The organism is Blattabacterium cuenoti (assembly GCF_014251555.1).
In the GTDB taxonomy this organism is placed as follows: Bacteria; Bacteroidota; Bacteroidia; order Flavobacteriales; family Blattabacteriaceae; genus Blattabacterium; species Blattabacterium cuenoti_P.
The window spans coordinates 463,522-484,246 of the sequence record NZ_CP059190.1; the positions used below are offsets into that span (position 1 = coordinate 463,522).

At 29.1% G+C, this 20,725-nt stretch carries 15 protein-coding genes and 6 tRNA genes; 2 read left to right on the forward strand and 19 right to left on the reverse strand.

All coding sequences use genetic code 11. The features are described 5' to 3' along the window. Window positions 1–20: 20 nt before the first annotated feature. Window positions 21–371, forward strand: a complete 351-nt coding sequence (locus H0H68_RS02305; protein ID WP_238783988.1) for a tRNA dimethylallyltransferase — start codon at window positions 21–23, stop codon at window positions 369–371. On the opposite strand, the gene H0H68_RS02310 is transcribed toward H0H68_RS02305, so the two are convergent. After that, window positions 331–406, reverse strand: a tRNA-Val gene (locus H0H68_RS02310). The genes H0H68_RS02305 and H0H68_RS02310 overlap by 41 nt on opposite strands. A gap of 10 nt (window positions 407–416) precedes the next feature. Continuing rightward, entirely contained in the window at window positions 417–1,718 is a 1,302-nt protein-coding gene (locus H0H68_RS02315) for a bifunctional folylpolyglutamate synthase/dihydrofolate synthase (RefSeq protein WP_317168024.1), read from the reverse strand. A gap of 86 nt (window positions 1,719–1,804) precedes the next feature. On the opposite strand from H0H68_RS02315, the gene glnS reads away from it, so the two are divergent. After that, window positions 1,805–3,433 carry a glutamine--tRNA ligase gene (glnS, locus tag H0H68_RS02320; protein WP_185853643.1) on the forward strand — a complete coding sequence of 543 codons (1,629 nt, stop codon included), beginning with the start codon at window positions 1,805–1,807 and terminating at the stop codon, window positions 3,431–3,433. A gap of 7 nt (window positions 3,434–3,440) precedes the next feature. Here the strand turns inward: glnS and rpoC are convergent, their stop codons facing one another. From rpoC to ileS, 17 genes are all read right to left on the reverse strand, one after another. Next, entirely contained in the window at window positions 3,441–7,682 is a 4,242-nt protein-coding gene (gene rpoC, locus H0H68_RS02325) for a DNA-directed RNA polymerase subunit beta' (protein WP_185853200.1), read from the reverse strand. Window positions 7,683–7,729: 47 nt separating this feature from the next. Continuing rightward, a complete protein-coding gene (rpoB, locus tag H0H68_RS02330; protein WP_394366738.1) occupies window positions 7,730–11,542 on the reverse strand; it encodes a DNA-directed RNA polymerase subunit beta in 3,813 nt (1,270 codons plus the stop codon). Window positions 11,543–11,588: 46 nt separating this feature from the next. Continuing rightward, the gene (rplL, locus tag H0H68_RS02335; protein WP_185853202.1) at window positions 11,589–11,960 is read right to left on the reverse strand and encodes a 50S ribosomal protein L7/L12; all 372 of its coding nucleotides are present in this window, start codon (window positions 11,958–11,960) and stop codon (window positions 11,589–11,591) included. A gap of 40 nt (window positions 11,961–12,000) precedes the next feature. Continuing rightward, window positions 12,001–12,540, reverse strand: coding sequence for a 50S ribosomal protein L10 (rplJ, locus tag H0H68_RS02340; RefSeq protein WP_185853203.1), 540 nt, complete (start codon window positions 12,538–12,540; stop codon window positions 12,001–12,003). Continuing rightward, on the reverse strand, window positions 12,537–13,232 hold the full coding sequence (gene rplA / locus H0H68_RS02345) for a 50S ribosomal protein L1 (protein ID WP_185853204.1): 696 nt from the start codon (window positions 13,230–13,232) through the stop codon (window positions 12,537–12,539). Before rplA ends, rplJ begins: the two co-directional genes overlap by 4 nt. Window positions 13,233–13,255: 23 nt before the next feature. Further along, window positions 13,256–13,693: a 50S ribosomal protein L11 gene (gene rplK / locus H0H68_RS02350; RefSeq protein ID WP_185853205.1), complete on the reverse strand. Its 438-nt coding sequence runs from the start codon at window positions 13,691–13,693 to the stop codon at window positions 13,256–13,258. A 9-nt stretch (window positions 13,694–13,702) separates the two neighbouring features. Next, window positions 13,703–14,254: a transcription termination/antitermination protein NusG gene (nusG, locus tag H0H68_RS02355; RefSeq protein ID WP_185853206.1), complete on the reverse strand. Its 552-nt coding sequence runs from the start codon at window positions 14,252–14,254 to the stop codon at window positions 13,703–13,705. A gap of 12 nt (window positions 14,255–14,266) precedes the next feature. Beyond that, window positions 14,267–14,452 carry a preprotein translocase subunit SecE gene (gene secE / locus H0H68_RS02360; protein WP_185853207.1) on the reverse strand — a complete coding sequence of 62 codons (186 nt, stop codon included), beginning with the start codon at window positions 14,450–14,452 and terminating at the stop codon, window positions 14,267–14,269. 23 nt (window positions 14,453–14,475) lie between these two features. Next, a tRNA-Trp gene (locus H0H68_RS02365) sits at window positions 14,476–14,548 on the reverse strand. Window positions 14,549–14,564: 16 nt separating this feature from the next. After that, window positions 14,565–15,752 carry an elongation factor Tu gene (gene tuf, locus H0H68_RS02370; RefSeq protein ID WP_185853208.1) on the reverse strand — a complete coding sequence of 396 codons (1,188 nt, stop codon included), beginning with the start codon at window positions 15,750–15,752 and terminating at the stop codon, window positions 14,565–14,567. Between the two features lie 28 nt (window positions 15,753–15,780). Beyond that, window positions 15,781–15,852: transfer RNA gene (locus tag H0H68_RS02375), tRNA-Thr, on the reverse strand. Between the two features lie 16 nt (window positions 15,853–15,868). Beyond that, window positions 15,869–15,941, reverse strand: a tRNA-Gly gene (locus tag H0H68_RS02380). Window positions 15,942–15,951: 10 nt separating this feature from the next. Beyond that, a tRNA-Tyr gene (locus tag H0H68_RS02385) sits at window positions 15,952–16,035 on the reverse strand. 6 nt (window positions 16,036–16,041) lie between these two features. Beyond that, window positions 16,042–16,115: transfer RNA gene (locus tag H0H68_RS02390), tRNA-Thr, on the reverse strand. Between the two features lie 84 nt (window positions 16,116–16,199). Further along, window positions 16,200–16,838, reverse strand: coding sequence for a lipoprotein signal peptidase (locus H0H68_RS02395; protein WP_185853209.1), 639 nt, complete (start codon window positions 16,836–16,838; stop codon window positions 16,200–16,202). A gap of 1 nt (window position 16,839) precedes the next feature. Then, window positions 16,840–17,235 (reverse strand): TraR/DksA family transcriptional regulator, encoded by a 396-nt coding sequence (locus H0H68_RS02400; RefSeq protein ID WP_185853210.1) that lies wholly within the window; start codon window positions 17,233–17,235, stop codon window positions 16,840–16,842. A 1-nt stretch (window position 17,236) separates the two neighbouring features. Beyond that, the gene (gene ileS / locus H0H68_RS02405; RefSeq protein WP_185853211.1) at window positions 17,237–20,677 is read right to left on the reverse strand and encodes an isoleucine--tRNA ligase; all 3,441 of its coding nucleotides are present in this window, start codon (window positions 20,675–20,677) and stop codon (window positions 17,237–17,239) included. Window positions 20,678–20,725: the final 48 nt, after the last annotated feature.

Sequence of the window (20,725 nt, forward strand, 5' to 3'; positions counted from 1 at the left end):
TTTTGAAAATAGGATTGATTATGTCTAGACATGAAATTTATTCTAGAATAAATAAGAGAGTAGAAGATATGATGAAAAAAGGGCTGTTAGATGAAGCTAAACTCTATTATTGTTATAGAAATTTAAATAGTTTACAAACTATAGGTTATAAAGAAATTTTTGAATTTCTTTCTTTAGAAAAAAATTGTTTGAATGAAACCATAGAAAAAATAAAAACAAATACTAGGAGATACGCAAAAAGACAATTAACTTGGTATAAAAAAGATTCTTCTGTAACATGGTTTAATCCAAAAGAAAAAGAAAAAATTTTGAATTTCATTTTAAAAATAGTGGGCAATACTGGATTTGAACCAGTGACCCCCTGCTTGTAAAACAGATGCTCTAAACCAAACTGAGCTAATTGCCCTCATTTTCACTTACTCAAATGTAAGTAAAAAATTTTTATAATATAACAAAACTTCAGATACAATAAACGTACTTCCACTTATTAAGATTAAATCATTTTTGTCTGCTTTTCTTTTAGCAGATAAAAAAGCTTTTTCTACAGAATGATAAAAATTTATTTTTTTGCGATCTTGGAAGATTTTATGAACCAATATTTTTAGATCATAAATAGAAAATTTTCTGTCAATTTTAGGTTGACAAAAATAATAGAATGATTCAATAGGAAAGTGTTTTAATAATTTTTCTACTTTTTTTTCTCTTACAAAACCTAAAATCAAATGCAAATTATCATAAGATTCTTTTTTCAATTGATGATTAATCATATATATCCCTTCTTCATTATGAGCTATGTCACAAACAATCTTTGGATTATTTTTTTGTAAAATTTGCCAACGACCTTTAAAATTTGTATTTCTTATTACATTTTTTAATCCTTTTTTTATGGATTGATTAGATACAATTATATTTTTCCTATGATGTAAAATATTCACAGTTTTTAATACAACACTTCTATTTAAATCTTGATAATCTGCTTCAAAAGGCATTTCATATTTAAAATCTTCCTTTTTTTTTACAGAAAAATAAATAGGGGCATTTTTTTTTAAAGCTTCTTTAAAAAAAAGAAATTGTATCTTTTTTGAGATTTTCCTTCCTATTATTACTGATACATTTTTCTTAATGATTCCTGCTTTTTCTAAAGCAATTTTTAATTTGCTATTTCCAAGAGTTTCTGTATGGTCTATGCCAATATTGGTGATTACAGATATTTCTGGAATTATAAGATTAGTGGAGTCTAACCGCCCTCCCATACCGACTTCAATAATTGCTATATTTACTTTTCTTTCTTTAAAATATTGAAAAGCCAAAGCTGTATTCATTTCAAAAAATGAAATCTTTTCTTTTTCTATAAATTGTTGATTTTCTCTGATGAAATCAACAATAAAATCTTTTTCTATCAAAACTCCATTACAGGTGATTCTCTCTCTAAAGTCTATTAAATGAGGAGAAGTAAATAATCCTATTCTATATTTTTCTTCTTGAAGAATAGAAGATAACATGTGAACTGTAGATCCTTTTCCATTTGTTCCGCCTACATGTATGCTTTTAAAAAAATTTTGAGGATTTCCTAAATGAAAACAAAAATTTTGTATTCTTTTCAAACCAGGTTTGTATGATTTCAATCCTGATGTTTGATAAATTGGAAGACGTTTAAAAATCCATTGAACAGTTTCTAAATAATTCAAGTTCCAACTATTAAAAATAACATGACACAAAAATATATTTTTTTCAAAAAATTAATTATATTCGCATTAGAATTGATTTCTAATTATTTTTTGGAATAGAATCACATCTACATTTTATTGAGAGAATTATAGAGGAAGATATAAAAAATGGGTTTCCTGTTAAAAAAATTAGATTTCGTTTTCCTCCTGAACCAAATGGATATCTTCATATTGGACATGTTAAAGCAATATGTCTAAATTTCGAGTTAGGAAAAAAATATAAATCACCAGTTGATTTAAGATTTGATGATACTAATCCTATAGGAGAAAGTAGAAATTTTATAGAATCCATAAAAAAAGACATTCTTTTTTTAGGTTTTAAATGGGACAGGGAAAGCTATGCATCAGATCATTTTTGTCAACTTTATGACTGGGCAGTGAGATTAATTAAGAAAAATAAAGCTTATGTGGATGATCAATCTCAAAGGATTATCCAATTTCAAAGAAAAAGTTCTTTTGAAACTGGAATCAATAGTAATTATAGGAATAGATCTATAGATGAAAATTTGTATTTGTTCGAAAGAATGAAAAACGGGTTTTTTAAGGAAGGGTCTTGTGTTTTAAGAGCTAAAATTAATATGAGTTCTCCAAATATGAATATGCGAGACCCAATTATGTATAGAATTTTGCAAAAAGAACATCACAGAACTGGATATCAATGGTGTATTTATCCTACTTACGATTGGACTCATGGTCAATGTGATTATATTGAACAAATCTCACATTCTTTATGTTCATTAGAATTTGAAAATAGACGTCCGTTATATAATTGGTATTTAGATCAAATTTATGATCATGAAAAAATAAGACCTAAACAAATAGAGTTTTCAAGATTAAATTTAAGTCATACTATAACTAGCAAAAGAAAAATTCAGTATTTAATTGAAAAAAAAATTATCCAATCTTGGGATGATCCACGTGTATTAACAATATCTGGATTGCGTCGTAGAGGATACACTTCAACAGCTTTAAAAAATTTTGTTCATAAAGTAGGAATTACAAAAAGAAATAATATCATTGATATATCTCTTTTAGAATTTTGGATTAGAGAACATTTAAATAAAATAGCTCCTAGAGTGATGGTAGTATTTCATCCAATTAAATTAATTATTGACAATTATTCTATGAATACTACTGAATGGATAGAAGCCGAAAATAATCCTGAAAATCCTAATTTTGGGAATAGAAAAGTACCTTTTTCTAAATTTTTATATATTGAAGAAGACGACTTTTTGGAAAAACAACGAAAAAATTTTTTTCGTCTTAGTATTGGAAAAGAAGTGAGACTTAAAAATGCCTATATTATAAAGGCTAATTCTATAATCAAAAATTATAAAGGCGAGATCAAAGAAATCCACTGCACTTATGATCCAAAAAGCAAGTCTGGAAAAAAAGAAAAAACAGAAGGAAAAGGAAGAACAAAAAGCACTCTACACTGGGTATCCATAAAACATTCTTTTCCCATAGAAATTAATTTGTATAATCCTCTCTTTTTGAAAAGAAATCCGGACATGGATTTTCATACATGTATCAACCCAAAATCAAAAGATAAAATTATAGGTTATGCAGAACCTTCTTTAAAAAAAGCAAAAAAAGGAGACCATTTTCAATTCCAAAGAATTGGTTATTTTTATGTAGAAGATTCTACCACTAATAAAATTATTTTCAATAAAACGGCATACATAAAAAATCAATGGAAAAAATAAATCTTTTTTATTGCAAAATGCCTGTAGAAATATTTTCATACTCTCTTAATCCAGTTCCTGCAGGGATTTTATGTCCTACTATGACATTTTCCTTCAATCCATATAAATAATCAGTTTTACTACTTATCGCTGCTTCACTTAGAACTTTTGTTGTTTCCTGAAATGAAGCTGCAGATATAAAAGATTTGGTCTGCAAAGCAGCTCGTGTTATTCCTTGTAATATAGGTCTAGCTGTAGCAGGAATTGCATTTCTAGTTTTTATCAACTTTTTATTTTTGTATTTTAAAACGGCATTTTCATTTCTTAAATCTCTATAATTAATAATATCTCCATTTTTAAAAATGTTAGAATCTCCAGAATTTTCAACGACCTTCATCTGATAAATTTTATCATTTTCTTCTATAAAATCATCTTTGTACTCAATATTTCCTTCTAAAAACTTAGTATCTCCCCCATCTATTACTTCTACTTTTCTCATCATTTGTAAAACAATAACTTCAAAATGTTTATCATTAATTTTCACACCTTGCAAACGATACACTTCTTGTATCTCTTTAACTAAATATTCTTGAACTGCTCTAGGTCCTCTTATATTTAAAATATCATTAGGAGTTACAGCCCCATCAGATAAAGGCATTCCTGCTTTTACATAATCATTTTCTTGAACAAGTATTTGATTAGATAATTTGACAAGATATTTCCTGACTTCTCCTGTTTTAGATTCTACAATAATTTCTCTATTCCCTCTTTTGATTTTTCCATGGCTTACTATTCCATCCATTTCTGAAACTACAGCAGGATTAGAAGGATTACGTGCTTCAAATAATTCAGACAAACGAGGCAATCCCCCTGTAATATCTCCTGACTTAGCCGATTTTCTAGGAACTTTAACCAAAATTTTACCTACATTTATTTTTTCTTCATCTTCTACCATCAAATGAGCTCCTACCGGGAGATTATATACTTTCAACTCTTCGTTTTTATCATTCAATATTTTTAATGTTGGAACTAAATTTTTATTTCTTACTTCTGTGATTACTTTTTCTTGAAATCCAGTCTGTTCATCTATCTCTACTTGAAAAGTTACACCTTGTTCTAAATGTTGATAAGATATAATTCCTGAAAATTCTGCAACAATAACTGCATTATATAAATCCCATTTACAAATCAGATCTCCTGCCTTTAATAGATCTCCATTCTGAACATATAAAGCAGCTCCATAAGGGATATTATTAACCATCAAAATAGATGATTTTTTTTGATTAAAAAGTTTCATTTCTGTTGATCTAGAAACTACTATTCCTATTTTTTCAGACTCTTTCTCTTTTTTTGTTTTTACAAGTTTTAAGTCTTCAAATTCTATAATTCCATCATATTTAGCTCTTATTTGTGAAGATTCCGTAATATTTCCGGCTGTTCCTCCAACATGAAAAGTACGCAATGTCAACTGAGTACCTGGTTCTCCAATAGATTGTGCAGCTATAACTCCTACAGCTTCTCCCTTTTGAACTATTTTTCCTGTTGATAAATTACGACCGTAACATTTAGAACAAATCCCCATTTTTGCTTCACAAGTCAAAGGAGATCGGACTTCCACTATTTCAATTCCAGATTTATCAATTATTCTTGCTATTTTTTCATCAATTATATTCCCAGAAGGGACTATTAATTGATTATCTTTTGGATGATGAACATCATTTAAAGATATACGACCTAAAATTCGATCAAACAAAGTTTCTACTATTTCTTCATTTTTTTTCAATGCTGATATTTGCAAACCACGTAAAGTGTTACAATCTTCTATTTTGATAATTACATCTTGCGCTGCATCGACTAAACGTCTTGTAAGATATCCAGCATCTGCTGTTTTTAATGCTGTATCAGCTAATCCTTTACGAGCTCCATGAGTGGAAATAAAATATTCCAAAATAGAAAGGCCTTCCCTAAAATTAGACAAAATAGGATTTTCAATAATTTCCCCTCCAGAAGATCCCGCTTTTTGGGGTTTTGCCATTAATCCACGCATTCCAGAAAGTTGACGTATTTGTTCTTTAGAACCTCTTGCTCCAGAATCCAACATCATATATACAGGATTAAATCCTTTTTTATCTTCTCGCATATATTTCATTACTTTTTCTGTAAGCATAGCATTGGTATTTGTCCAAATATCAATAACTTGATTATAACGTTCGTTATTTGTTATCAATCCCATATTATAATTCATTTTGATATTGTCAACCTGTTTGATAGCATGATCAACCATATCTTTTTTATTATCAGGAATTATAATATCTCCTAATCCAAAAGAAAGGCCACCTTTGAATGCGTTATAAAAACCTAATTCTTTAATATCATCTAGAAAATTAGCAGTGGTTGGTACGTCTGTAAGATGCAATATATTGCCTATAATTTCTCTTAATGATTTTTTTGTAAGAGATTCATTAATGAATCCTACTTGCTTGGGTACTACTTGGTTAAACAAAACTCTACCTACAGTAGTTTCTATTAATTTATTATAAAATTTATCTTCTTCACGAATATTGACTTTCACTTTAACTAAAGCATGCAAATCTACTACTCCTTGATTATATGCTATTTCAACTTCTTCTGGTGAATAAAAAATAAGTCCTTCTCCTTTGACTTTATTTTTTGAATCTGATAATAAAGGTTTGGTCATATAATATAATCCCAATACCATATCCTGAGAAGGAACTGTTATCGGAGATCCATTAGCAGGATTTAATATATTTTGAGAAGCTAACATTAAAAGTTGAGCTTCCAAAATAGCCCCATATGACAATGGCAAATGAACAGCCATTTGATCTCCATCAAAATCTGCATTAAAAGCAGCACAAACTAAAGGATGCAATTGAATAGCTTTTCCTTCTATTAATTTTGGTTGAAAAGCTTGAATTCCTAATCGATGTAAAGTAGGCGCTCTGTTCAATAATATAGGATGTCCTCTTAAAACATTTTCCAAAATATCCCATATCATGGGATCTCTTTTATCAATAATTTTCTTAGAAGATTTTACTGTCTTCACTATTCCTCTTTCAATTAACTTACGTATAATAAAAGGTTTATAAAGTTCTGCTGCCATATCTTTAGGAAGTCCACATTCATGTAACTTCAAATGGGGTCCTACTACAATAACAGATCGTGCTGAATAATCTACTCTCTTACCAAGAAGATTTTGTCTAAAACGACCTTGTTTTCCTTTTAAAGCATCTGATAAAGATTTTAAAGGACGATTAGCTTCCGATTTCACAGCAGACACTTTTCTTGAATTATCAAAAAGAGAATCGACTGCTTCCTGAAGCATTCTTTTTTCATTTCTCAAAATGACTTCAGGAGCTTTAATTTCTATAAGTCTTTTTAAACGATTATTTCTTATAAGTACACGACGATATAAATCTGTCATATCAGATGCGGCATAACGACCTCCATCTAAAGGCACCAAAGGTCTCAATTCAGGAGGAATAACGGATAATACATGAATAATCATCCAAGATGGATCCCCTCCATTTTTTTTACCTTCCCGAAAAGCCTCCACTACTTGCAAACGTTTTAATGCTTCAATACGTCTTTGTTTAGAAGTTTCATGATGAGCTTGATTTCTTAATTCAAGTGATAAAACATCTAAATCAATACGATTTAAAAGCTCTTCTATACACTCTGCTCCCATTTTAGCAATAAATTTGTTCGGATCATAATCCTCCAATTGCTGATTTCCTTTTGGAAGCTTGTTTAAAATATTTAAATATTCTTCCTCAGTTAGAAAATCACCTTTTTGAAAAGAAGATCCATCTGAACGAAACGCTAAGCCTCCTTGAATGACAACATATCGTTCATAATAAATAATCATTTCAAGTTTTTTAGAAGGTAATCCCAATAAGTATCCGATTTTATTGGGAGAAGAACGAAAACACCAAATATGAACGACAGGAACTACAAGACTAATGTGACCCATTCGTTCTCTTCTAACCTTTTTTTCAGTTACTTCAACTCCACATCTATCACAAACAATTCCTTTATAACGAATTCTTTTATATTTTCCACATGCACATTCATAATCTTTAACTGGTCCAAAAATACGTTCACAAAAAAGTCCATCTCTTTCTGGTTTGTGAGTACGATAATTTATGGTCTCCGGTTTCAATACTTCCCCATGAGATTCTTTCAATATTGTTTCTGGAGAAGATAACCTAATAGTTACTTTATTAAACTTGTTATTTTTTTTTCTATTCATTGTTTTTTAAATAAAAAACATATAATGACATATAATGACAAAAAAAATCATTCTTCTAAACGAATATCCAATCCTAATCCTTTTAATTCATAACAAAGAACATTAAAAGATTCTGGATTATTAGGTTCAGGCATTGGTTCCCCCTTCACTATGGCTTCATAAGTTTTAGCTCTTCCTACTACATCATCCGACTTAACGGTTAATATTTCACGTAAAATATTGGATGCTCCAAAAGCTTCTAAAGCCCATACTTCCATTTCTCCAAAACGTTGACCTCCAAATTGAGCTTTCCCACCTAAAGGTTGTTGAGTGATTAAAGAATAAGGTCCTATTGAACGAGCATGCATTTTATCATCTACCATATGACCCAATTTTAACATATATATAACCCCAACAGTGGCAGGTTGATTAAATCTTTCTCCTGTTCCACCATCAAACAAATAGGTAGTACCAAAACGAGGAATTCCAGCTTTATCTGTATATTCACATATTTGATCGATAGTAGCTCCATCAAATATAGGAGTTGAAAATTTCATATTTAATTTTTGTCCAGCCCATCCTAGTACTGTTTCATAAATTTGTCCTATATTCATTCTAGAAGGAACTCCTAATGGATTTAAAACAATGTCAACAGGACTTCCATCCTCTAAAAATGGCATATCTTCTTCTCTAAGGATACGTGCAACCACTCCCTTATTGCCATGTCTTCCTGCCATTTTATCTCCTACTTTTAATTTTCTTTTTTTAGCAATATATACCTTTGCCATTTTAATGATGCCAGAAGGAAGTTCATCTCCAACTGTAATAGAAAATTTTTTATGTTTCAAAATGCTGCTCAAATCCCCAACTGCTATTTTATAATTATGTAAAATTTCAGAGACTAAACTATTGATTTCAGGATCATCAGTCCAATTATCAGAATGAACTCCTATGTAATCCAATATTTTATCAAGTATTTTCATGTTAAATTTACTTCCTTTAGCTATTATTTCCTTCTTTCTCTCATCAAAAATGGAATTATAACATAATTTACCATTCAAAATAGACAACAATTTTTCTATCAAAAAATTTCTAAGATCTAAAAATTTTTTATCATATTCTTTTTCCAAATACTCTATTTTAATTTTATCCTGAGCCCTAGTTTTCTTATCCTTTATACTTCTGGTAAAAAGTTTTGTATCTATAACTACTCCAAATAAAGATGGTTCGGCTCTTAAAGAAGCATCTTTTACATTTCCTGCTTTATCTCCAAAAATAGCTCTTAATAATTTTTCCTCTGGGGTCGGATCAGACTCCCCTTTAGGCGTTATTTTTCCAATAAGAATATCTCCAGGTTTCACTTCAGCCCCAACTCTTATAATTCCATTTTCATCTAAATCTTTGGTTGCATCTTCACTAACATTAGGGATATCATTAGTCAATTCTTCCATTCCTAATTTTGTATCACGCACATCTAAAGAATACTCATCTATATGTATAGAGGTAAACCAATCTTCACTAACTACTTTTTCAGAAATTAAAACAGCATCTTCAAAATTATACCCGTTACACGGAATAAAAGCTGCTTTCAAATTTCTTCCTAAAGCTAACTCTCCATTCTCTGTTGCATAACCTTCACATAAAATTTGTCCTTTCACGACTTTCATCCCTTTTTTTACAATAGGTTTTAAATTAATGCATGTATTCTGATTAGTTTTTCTAAATTTAATCAAATCGTAACCCTGAACATCAGGATCAAAATAGACTAAAGCTTCTTTATCTGTTTGATCATAACGAATAATTATCTTTCTCGCATCAATATATTCTACTACACCATTTCTTTTTGCATTAATTAAAATGCGAGAATCTCTTGCAATCTGTTGTTCCAATCCAGTTCCTACAATAGGAGCTTCAGGATTTAATAATGGAACAGCTTGACGCATCATATTAGAACCCATAAGAGCTCTATTCGCATCATCATGTTCCAAAAAAGGAATTAAGGAAGCAGAGATAGAAGCTATTTGATTTGGTGCTACATCTATATAATCCACTTGATTCGGCTTTACTATCGGAAAATCTCCATCTTCCCGAACTATAATTCTGTCAGACAAAAAATTACCATTTTGATCAATAGCATTAGCTTGTGCAATAATTTTACCTTCTTCTTCTTCTGCACTTAAATATTTTACTTCAGATTTTAAATCTACTTTTTGAAAACTAACTGTTCTATAGGGAGTCTCTACAAATCCCATATTGTTTATCTTTGCAAATACAGAAAGAGAAGATATTAATCCTATGTTAGGTCCCTCTGGGGTTTCAATTGGGCACAATCTACCATAATGAGAATAATTAACATCTCTTACTTCAAAACCAGCTCTCTCTCTAGATAAACCACCAGGGCCTAAAGCTGAAAGTCTTCGTTTATGAGTGATTTCAGATAAAGGATTTGTCTGATCCATAAATTGAGATAACTGATTGGTTCCAAAAAAAGTATTTATTACGGAAGATAAAGTTTTAGCATTAATAAGATCTACAGGCATGAAAACTTCATTATCACGAACATTCATTCTTTCTCTTATAGTTCTAGCCATTCTAGCTAAACCAATACTAAATTGAGTGTAAAGTTGTTCTCCTACAGTTCTAACACGCCTGTTAGATAAGTGATCAATGTCATCAACTTCTCTTTTTGAATTAAACAAAGCATTCAAATGTTCTATAATCGCAATGATATCTTCTTTTGTTAAAACTAAATGATTTGGATCTATATTTAATCCAAGACGTTTATTTAACCGATATCTTCCTACAGGACCTAAACTATATCTAGTATCAGAAAAAAAAAGTTTATCGATTACACCTCTGGCTGTTTCCTCATCCGGAGGTTCAGTGTTTCTGAGTTGTCTGTAAATATATTCGACTGCTTCTTTTTCAGAATTAGTTGGATCTTTGTGTAAAGTGTTATAAATAATTGAATAATCTTTTTTTCTTCCTCCTTCTTTATGCAACAAAACAGTTTTTATTTCATGATGAATCATAAGATCAATATGTTCTTCTTTTAAAAAAACATCTCTATCTATAAGAATTTCATTTTTTTCTATAGATACTACTTCTCCTGTATCTTCATCCACAAAATCTTCATGCCAAATTTTTAAAATTCTAGCAGCTAAAGTTCTATTTAAAATGTTTTTTACATTATTTGTAATTTTGATTTCTTCAGCTAAATCAAAAATTTTCAATATATCTTTATCTCTTTCGTATCCTATAGCACGCAATAAAGTTGTCATCGGTAATTTTTTCTTTCTGTCGATATATGCATACATGATATTATTAATATCCGTTGCAAATTCTATCCATGACCCCTTAAATGGAATAATTCTAGCAGAATAAAGTTTAGTTCCATTAGCATGATGAGATTGACCGAAAAAAACGCCTGGAGAACGATGTAATTGAGAAACAATAACCCTTTCTGCTCCATTAAAAATAAAAGAACCAGAAGGAGTCATATAAGGACATGTTCCTAAGTAAACATCTTGATACACTGTTTCAAAATCTTCATGTTCAGGATCTGTACAATACAATTTTAATTTAGCCTTTAAAGGAACACTATAAGTTAACCCTCTTTCAATACATTCTTCTATAGAATATCTAGGAGAATCTATAGAATAACCTTTAAATTCTAAAACAAAAGAATTCCTTGCATCAGAAATTGGAAAATTTTCTGTAAAAGCTTTGAATAAGCCCTCGTTTTTTCTATTTTCAGGTTTTGTATCTAATTGAAAAAATTCTTTAAATGATTTTATTTGAATATCCAAAAAATCAGGATACTCGACTTGTTTTGCTACTGAAGAAAAAGTAATTCTTTCTGATATTTTTTCTGTATTCACCAATTTTAATTTAATGGATATTTATAAAATTTTAAAACAAACTATATTATTTCAATTCTACTTCAGCTCCTACTTCTTCAAATTTATTTTTTAAATCTTCCGCTTCTTTTTTGTTTACAGATTCTTTAAGAATACTAGGAATATTGTCCACTAAATCCTTAGACTCTTTAAGTCCCTTTCCAGTTATTTCTTTTACCAATTTCACCACAGATAATTTAGAATTTCCGGATGATTTCAAAATTATATTAAAAATACTCTTTTCCTCTTTTTTAGATATCTCCTTTTCTTGAGGATGAAAATTTTCAGATTTTTCCAAACTAGAAGGCTCTATTCCATATTCTTTTTTTAAAATTGAGGCTAATTCATTAACTTGTTTAACAGTTAAATTCACTAATTGTTCTGCCAGCTTTTCTATCATATTATTATTTTTTAATTAAAGGAAACTCAGATTTTAACTTTTATGACGATTTAGAAGATAAAGTTTCTAATATTCTACATATTTTATGTTTTGTTGAATTTAAAAAAGATGAAATAATATCTTTCATTGGAAATTGTAGCATATGTAATATATCAACAATAAGATCTTCTTTAGATTTAATGTTAATCAGAAAATCCAAATCTTTATTTCCAAAATAAAAAGATTCCTGGACATAAGCTCCTTTTAAATATGGTTTTTCTATTTTTTCTTGAATATGGAAATGTTTTATAATTTTTGAAGCTATATTCCCCTTTCCAAAATTTGAAAATAAAATAGTAGTATTTCCATTTAAAATAGAAAAAAATGAATCAAACTTTTTATTTCTTCCCTTTTCTAAAGCTTTTTTCAACAAAGTATTTTTTGCTACTTTCATTCTAATATTGAACTCATGAAAATTTTTTCTAAGAACGGATATTTGATTAGAATTTAAATTGGATATATCAATAAAATATATAGTTTCATTATCGGATAATATAGAAACTAATTCCAACAATTCTTTTTCTTTTTTCTTTTTATTCATGTGTTCAGAAAACTTTTTGAATCCAATGAAATACTATTACTCATTGTGGTAGATAAATGAATACTCTTGATATAAACCCCTTTGGAAGTGGAAGGCTTGTTCCGAATAATTGTTATCATAAATTCTTTTATGTTATCCAGTAAATATCTCTTTGAAAAAGAAACTCTTCCTATTGAAGCATGAACAATCCCATAACGATCTGCTTTAAAAGATATCCTGCCAGACTTAATCTCTTTAATAGATTTTCCTGGATTTGTAGAAACTGTATCCATTTTAGGATTCGGCATCAATCCTTTAGGACCTAATATTTTTCCTATAATTCCTAACTGATTCATAACAGAAGGAACAGCGACAATAATATCAATATCTGTCCATCCAGATTTTATTTTTTCAATAAAATCCAATCCTACATAATCTGCTCCAGCTTCTTTAGCTTCTGATTCTTTTTCTTTAGTTACTAAAGCTAAAATACAAATATTTTTACCTGTTCCATGAGGTAATTTGACCGTTCCTCTAACTATTTGATTAGGTAAACGTACATCTATCCCAAGATGTACAGAAATATCAACAGATGCATCAAATTTTACAAAACTTATTTCCTTGATAAGAAGGACTGCTTCTTCCAAAGAATATTTCTTTTTAGAAATTTTTTCTATAATTTTCTTTCTATTTTTAGTTAATTTTATTGACATACTAAAATAAATGGAGTATTTTTTTAGGCTTCTACTTCTATTCCCATAGATCTTGCAGTACCAGAAACCATAGATATGGCAGATTTAATTGTAAAACAATTCAAATCTGCCATTTTATTTTTTGCAATCATCTTAATTTTATCCAAACTTATTTTTCCAATTTTGGATCGATTGGATTCTTTAGACCCTTTTTCTTTTTTCATCATGTTCAATAATTGAACAGAAACCGGAGGTTTTTTGATTATGAAAGAAAATGATTTATCTTCATATACAGTTATCACAACAGGACATATTTCTCCTTTTCTTTCTTGAGTACGAGAATTGTATTGTTTACAAAATTCCATTATATTGACTCCAGAACTGCCCAAAATAGGACCAATTGGTGGAGCAGGACTAGCTTTTCCTCCATTGATTTTTTGAATTTTAATTCTTTTTATAACTCTTTTGTTTTCTATAACCATGATTTAATTTTAAATTTTTTCTATTTGTGTGAAATTTAATTCCAATGGAGTTTTTCTTCCAAAAATCAAAACAGCTAATTCTAATTTTCTTTTTTCTTCATTAATTTTTTCAATTGTCCCATTAAAACCAGTAAAAGGGCCATCGATAACTTTAATTGTTTCTCCAACTACGAAGGGGATATTAATATTTTCATAATTTTCAGACAGTTCATCTATTTTTCCTAACATTTTATTGACTTCCTCTTTTCTCATAGGGATAGGAACAGCAGAACCACCCTTTCCTTCACTTAAAAAATTAATAACTCCAGGAACATTTTTAATTGCATGAACGGCTTCTCCTTCTAAATTTGCTTCCACCATAACATATCCAGGATAATGAACTTTCTCTCTGTGAATTTTTTTTCCTTTTCTCATTTGTATAACTTTTTCAATAGGAACCAAGACTCTTCCTATATATTCTTGAAATCCATTATCTCTAACTTCATTCTCGATATATGATTTAACTTTGTTTTCTTGTCCACTAATAGTTTTAATTACATACCATTTTCTTTCCAAATCCATATAATAATTTCTTTATAAAGAAAACAATCTCTTAATTAAAAAAATGAAAAAAACATCCACTCCATATAAAAATATGGATAGAAATATAGAAAAAAAAGAGACGATCATTGTTGTTGCTTGTAAATCATTCCACTTAGGCCATGTAATACGATGAAAAAATTCATCATAAATTTCCAAAAAAAAATTATTTTCTTTCATATCGTCTTCTGTCAAAAACCATGCACGGACGGTAAGAATCGAACTTACGACCTTCGGTTTTGGAGACCGATGCTCTACCAACTGAGCTACATCCGTATCAAAAATAATAATATTAATCCATTATACGAATTACTTGTCCTGCCCCCACTGTTTTTCCTCCCTCACGAATGGCAAAACGTAAATTTTCACTCAATGCAACAGGCTGATGTAATTCCACCTCCATAGAAACATTATCTCCCGGCATTACCATTTCTACTCCTTTTGGAAGATGAATTTCTCCTGTTACATCTGTTGTTCTCAAATAAAATTGAGGACGATATTTATTATGAAAAGGAGTATGCCTTCCTCCCTCTTCTTTTGTGAGAACATATACTTCAGATTTAAATTTTTTGTGAGATTTTACGGATCCTGGCTTTCCAATAACCATTCCTCTTCGAATATCTTTTTTTTCTATTCCACGTAATAAAAGACCAACATTATCTCCAGCTTGACCTTTATCCAATATTTTTCTAAACATCTCAACACCAGTTACAGTAGAAGATAATTTTTTATCTACCATTCCTATAATATCCACTAAATCTCCTGTATTAATAATCCCACTTTCAATACGACCTGTTGCCACGGTCCCTCTCCCTGTTATAGTGAAAACATCTTCTACAGGCATCAAAAAAGGTTTATCCATTTCACGAACAGGTTCAGGAATATAATCATCTAATATTTTCATAAGATCTTTCACCTTATCAACCCACTTTTTTTCTCCATTTAAAGCACCCAAAGCTGATCCCTGCACAATAGGAATATTTTCTCCATCATATTCATATTTGGAAAGTAATTCTCTAATTTCCATTTCTACTAATTCCAATAATTCAGGATCATCTACCTGATCCACTTTATTCATAAACACTACTATTTTTGGAACTCCTACTTGACGAGCCAATAATATATGTTCTCTAGTTTGAGGCATAGGACCATCTGTAGCTGCTACAACTAAAATGGCCCCATCCATTTGAGCTGCTCCTGTTATCATATTTTTTACATAATCTGCATGTCCAGGACAATCTACATGAGCATAATGTCGTTTTATTGTCTCATATTCAACATGAGATGTATTAATAGTAATTCCTCTAGCTTTTTCCTCAGGAGCATTATCTATGGCATCAAAACTTTTTTCTTCCGCTAATCCTATCTCAGATAATACTTTTGTAATAGCAGCAGTTAAAGTAGTTTTTCCATGATCAACATGACCTGTTGTTCCTATATTTAAATGTGGTTTGTCTCGTTTAAATTTTTCTTTTGCCATGATCAAATTATTAAAAAGTTCAAAAAAAAGCCAATGGCGGGAATTGAACCCGTAACCTCTTCCTTACCAAGGAAGTGCTCTACCACTGAGCTACATTGGCCATAATATTTCTTTAGAGCGGAAGACGGGATTCGAACCCGCGACATTCAACTTGGAAGGCTGATGCTCTACCAACTGAGCTACTTCCGCTTTATGAAAATGGGGAGAGCAGGATTCGAACCTGCGAAGGCATAGCCAACAGATTTACAGTCTGTCCTCGTTAACCAAACTTGAGTATCTCCCCTGAAAAAGCCGGTGGAGGGATTCGAACCCACGACTCCGAGATTACAAATCACGTGCTCTGACCAACTGAGCTACACCGGCAAATCAAATTTTATTCGTCATAATGGAAATCAGGGTAGTACAAATCTATAGAGATTTTTATAATTCTCAAAAAAATAATAAAAGTCACAAAAATTTTACATTTTTGATTCTGTTTTTAAATATTAAGAATAAAATAACACCAATAAATATAGACATATCGGATACATTAAAAACCGGTTTAAAAAATTGAAAATGAAAACCTCCAACAAAAGGAATCCAATCAGGAAAATGAGTATCCATTATAGGAAAATAAAACATATCTACTACACATCCTTTCATGAAGGATGCATATCCACCACTAAAATAATTGATTTTAGATATTCCTAAATAAGGAATCCATTTATGATGTTCTTTGCTATAAACTGTACCTGTGTTAAATAACAATCCATATAAAGCACTATCTAAAAAATTACCCATAGCTCCCGACAAAATCAAACTAGTAGGAATAGTTAAATAATTAGAAGATCCTTTTTTTACATTTTTATAAAGAAAAAGGAATATTAAGCAAACTAAAAAAAAACGAAGAATACTTAATAATATTTTTCCATAATATCCATTTCCAAGATAAAAACCATAAGCCATTCCAGGATTTTCCACAAAAAGAATCCAAAAAAAAGGAAATATGGATACTCCATTCCCCAATTCAAAATGGGTTTTAATATAAATTTTTAAAATTTGATCTATTAATAAAATAGAAAAAACAACTAAAAAAATTTTTTTCAAATTACTTGTTTCTTTTTTCTACAAGTCTTTTCCCTTCTATACTTAAAGTAGTATGAGGAACAGCCATAAGACGTCCTTTAGGAATTAATCTTTTTGTTATCCGACAAATTCCATAATCTTTATTTTCCACTCTAATTAAAGCAGCATTTAAACTTTTTATGAATTTTTGTAAGTGTTCCACAATTTGAGCGTTCTGTTCCTTACTCAAAGTTTCCGATCCTTCCTCAAAAGCTTTAAAAGTAGGATAAGTATCATCTGTACCATTATCCTGATTATTAGAAAAAGAATCTTTAAAAATTGATAAATCTTTCTTGGCTTTTTCTAATTTTTCAAGTATAAGTTTACGAAACTCTTTTCTCTCCTCCATAGAATACCTTTGTTTTCCTTTTTTTTCCATTTTATATATTTTCGACTTTTCGAATTTGTATATATAGCATTAATTTTTCTTCAAAATTTTCCACAAAAAAAAATTCCATTTCCTTTTTTTTCATATTTTTTTCTTGTAAAAAAATATCAGCAGCAAGAGTTTCTTGACAAAGAAAATCTTTGTTATTTTGTATAATCAATTGTACTTTTTGAACAGTTCTTATGTATAAAAATATTTTTTCGACTACATCATAGTTACGTTTTTTTCTCAATCTTTGTATATATCTAATTAATTCTCTCATGAACCCCTCCTCACGAAGAGAATCTGTAATACGTAAATCTAATGCTATTGTTAATTCATGATCAAATAGAATAGACCAATTTTTAATATATTCAGTAGTAATTTTTACATCTTCTAAAAAAAGAAGGATTTTTTGATCCTGTAAAAAAATTACACATTTTTTATTCTTTTCGACTTCTCTAATTTCTTCTTGAGTAAATTTTTCTATAATTTTGGAAATACCTTGAGTTCTATATCCAAATCTAGGACCCAAAGATTGATAATTTGGTTTAATGTGTTTAACCAATTCTAAATTTTTATAAGAATCAGAAAATTCTATCTCTTTCACATTAGCTTCTTTCATAAGAATTTTAGATGATTTTTCCAATTGAAAACGTATTTTTTCATCAGAAATAAGAATGAGTACCTTTTGCAAAGGCTGACGAATTTTAATTCTATTTTTTTTTCGAATAGAAAAAACCATGGTAGTTATTTTTTGAATCAAAGACATTCTTTTTTCCAATTCTCTATCAATTAAACTTAGATTATAGTTAGGAAAACTAGTCAAATGAATACTTTTACAATTTTCTTTATTGGTAATAGAATTTAAATCCAAATACAATTTTTCAGAGAAAAATGGAATAATAGGAGATGTCAACTTTGCTATAACAATTAAGCATTTATAAAGTATTTGATATGCAGATATTTTATTTTCTGTGTATTTTTCTTTCCAATATCTTCTTCTACACAATCTGATGTACCAATTACTCAATTGGTCTAATACAAAAGATGAAATCAAACGTGCTACTTTAGTTGAATTATAATTAGAATAATAATCATCTGCTTTTTTTATCAGAGTGTTTAATTCAGAAAGAATCCAAAGATCTAATTCAGTGTAATTGGAGCACTCTTCTTCTCTATAAGAAAAACCATCAATATTAGCATACAAAACAAAAAAAGAATAGATATTATATAATGTTCCAAAAAATTTGTTGATTATGGTATGAATTCCCTTTACATCAAATTTCAGATTATCCCAAGGTTCAGAATTAAATATCATATACCAACGTATTGCATCAGGACCATAATTATTGATTAAATTAAAAGGATTTATAGTATTTCCTTTACTTTTAGACATTTTATGTCCATGTTTATCCAAAATTAATCCTGTTGATATTACATTTTTATATGCTATAGAATTAAACAACATACTACTAATAACATGCAGAGTAAAAAACCATCCTCTTGTTTGATCTATTCCTTCCGAAATAAAATCAGCAGGAAATAATAAATTTTTATCGATATATTCCTTATTTTCGAAAGGATAATGAAATTGAGCATACGGCATAGCTCCAGAATCGAACCATACATCGACTAAATCAGACTCTCTCTTCATAGGTTTTCCTTTGTAAGACACTAATACAATCTTATCTAAAACATGTTTATGTAAATCGATCTTATTATAATTTTCATTACTCATGTCATCCAATATAAAATCTTTAAACATATTAGAAGACATAAATCCATGTTTAATAGATTTTTGAATTTCCATAAATAATTCTTTAATTGATCCAATAACTATTTCTTCGTCTCCTTTCTCTGTTCTCCAAATAGGAAGAGGCGTCCCCCAATATCTAGCACGAGATAAATTCCAATCTTTTGTACTCTTTAACCAAGAATCAAAACGTTTTTTACCTGTAAATTCAGGATGCCATTTTATTTTTTGATTTAAAAGAATCATTTTATTTTTTATCTCTGTAGTTTTGAAAAACCATGAATTTAAAGGATAATAGAGTATTGGCTTTTCTGTTCTCCAACAATGTGGATAAAAATGAATATACTTTTCTGTTCTAAATATTTTTTGTTCTTTTTCTAGAAAAAGGACTATTTCTTGGTCTGCTGAAAAAAAATTTGAATCCAAAGGATTGAAATCTTTTTTCACATATTTTCCTCCAAATCCATGAGGAAAAATTTTTAAAAATCGACCTTGCAAATCAACTAAAGGAACAGGCATGTTATCTTCATTTAAAAGTAACATTGGCGGAACTTTATATTTCTTGGCTATCATAAAATCTTCTATTCCAAATGTAGGAGATATATGAACAATTCCTGTCCCTTCATCTACGTTTACAAAATCTCCTTCTATAACTTGAAATGCATTTCTTTCGTTATAATAAGGTTTAAACCAAGGTAATAATTGTTCATACCTACTACAGATTAATTCTTTCCCTTTAAATTTTTCCACTATGAAATAAGGAATTTTATTATGGCTTTTAGCATTTGATATATCTAATTCAAGATTATTTGAAACAGAATAAAATTTATTTGATAGCAATATTCGATGAATCAATTTTTCAGAGAAAATAATATTTTCTTTACAAGAAGTATAAGCATTATAAGTACTGACCAAAACATAATCTATATCATATCCAACGGCTAATGCCGTATTTGAAGGTAGAGTCCAGGGAGTAGTGGTCCATGATAGAAAATATATATCCCCTAAAACATTTTTTAATTTTTTCGGTAAAGTATTTTTTATAGTTTTAAATTTTAAAAATGGAGATATTTGTTCCACTTTTTTGTAAGTCCCCGGCATATTTAATTCATGATGACTCAATCCTGTTCCTGCAGCAGGAGAATAAGGTTGAATAGTTAAATCTTTGTAAATAAAATTATTACAATAAAATTTTTTAATTAACCACCATACACTCTCTATATATTTTGCATTACAAGTTAAAAAAGAATCATCTAAATCTATCCAATAACCTATCTTTTCTGTAAATAATAACCATTCTTTTAATGATTTATAGACAAAGTTTTTGCAAAATTGATTATATTCTTTTACACTAATTTTTTTTCCTATATCATTTTTAGTAATACCCATTTCTTTTTCAACATTCAGCTCAATAGGAAGTCCATGAGCATCCCAACCAGCTTTTCTAAATACTTTTTTCCCTTTTAAAGTATAATATCTACAAAAAATATCCTTTATAGTTCTAGCCAATAAATGATGTATTCCCGGTTTTCCATTCAAAGAAGGGGGCCCTTCATATAAAACATAGAAAGATGATTCTTTTTTATTAGAAAAATTAAAGTTATTTTGAAAAATCTTATGTTTTTTCCAATATTCAGATATTTCTATGGTTATCTTATTAAGATCCAGTTTTTTATATTCTCTAAATCTTTTTGACATAAGGTTTTTATTGTAATAATAAATTAAAAATCTTCTATTTTACTCTAA

What these genes read in the sequence shown, in the direction of transcription:
- rplA (WP_185853204.1), bottom strand. Translation starts at nt 13,232, where the DNA reads ATGTCAATAAAATTAACTAAAAATAGAAAGAAAATTATAGAAAAAATT.
- secE (WP_185853207.1), bottom strand. Translation starts at nt 14,452, where the DNA reads ATGAAAGAAAATAATTTTTTTTTGGAAATTTATGATGAATTTTTTCAT.
- rplK (WP_185853205.1), bottom strand. Translation starts at nt 13,693, where the DNA reads ATGGTTATAGAAAACAAAAGAGTTATAAAAAGAATTAAAATTCAAAAA.
- rplJ (WP_185853203.1), bottom strand. Translation starts at nt 12,540, where the DNA reads ATGAATAAAAAGAAAAAAGAAAAAGAATTGTTGGAATTAGTTTCTATA.
- rpoC (WP_185853200.1), bottom strand. Translation starts at nt 7,682, where the DNA reads ATGAATAGAAAAAAAAATAACAAGTTTAATAAAGTAACTATTAGGTTA.
- H0H68_RS02305 (WP_238783988.1), top strand. Translation starts at nt 21, where the DNA reads ATGTCTAGACATGAAATTTATTCTAGAATAAATAAGAGAGTAGAAGAT.
- nusG (WP_185853206.1), bottom strand. Translation starts at nt 14,254, where the DNA reads ATGGATTTGGAAAGAAAATGGTATGTAATTAAAACTATTAGTGGACAA.
- ileS (WP_185853211.1), bottom strand. Translation starts at nt 20,677, where the DNA reads ATGTCAAAAAGATTTAGAGAATATAAAAAACTGGATCTTAATAAGATA.
- tuf (WP_185853208.1), bottom strand. Translation starts at nt 15,752, where the DNA reads ATGGCAAAAGAAAAATTTAAACGAGACAAACCACATTTAAATATAGGA.
- H0H68_RS02400 (WP_185853210.1), bottom strand. Translation starts at nt 17,235, where the DNA reads ATGGAAAAAAAAGGAAAACAAAGGTATTCTATGGAGGAGAGAAAAGAG.
- rplL (WP_185853202.1), bottom strand. Translation starts at nt 11,960, where the DNA reads ATGATAGAAAAGCTGGCAGAACAATTAGTGAATTTAACTGTTAAACAA.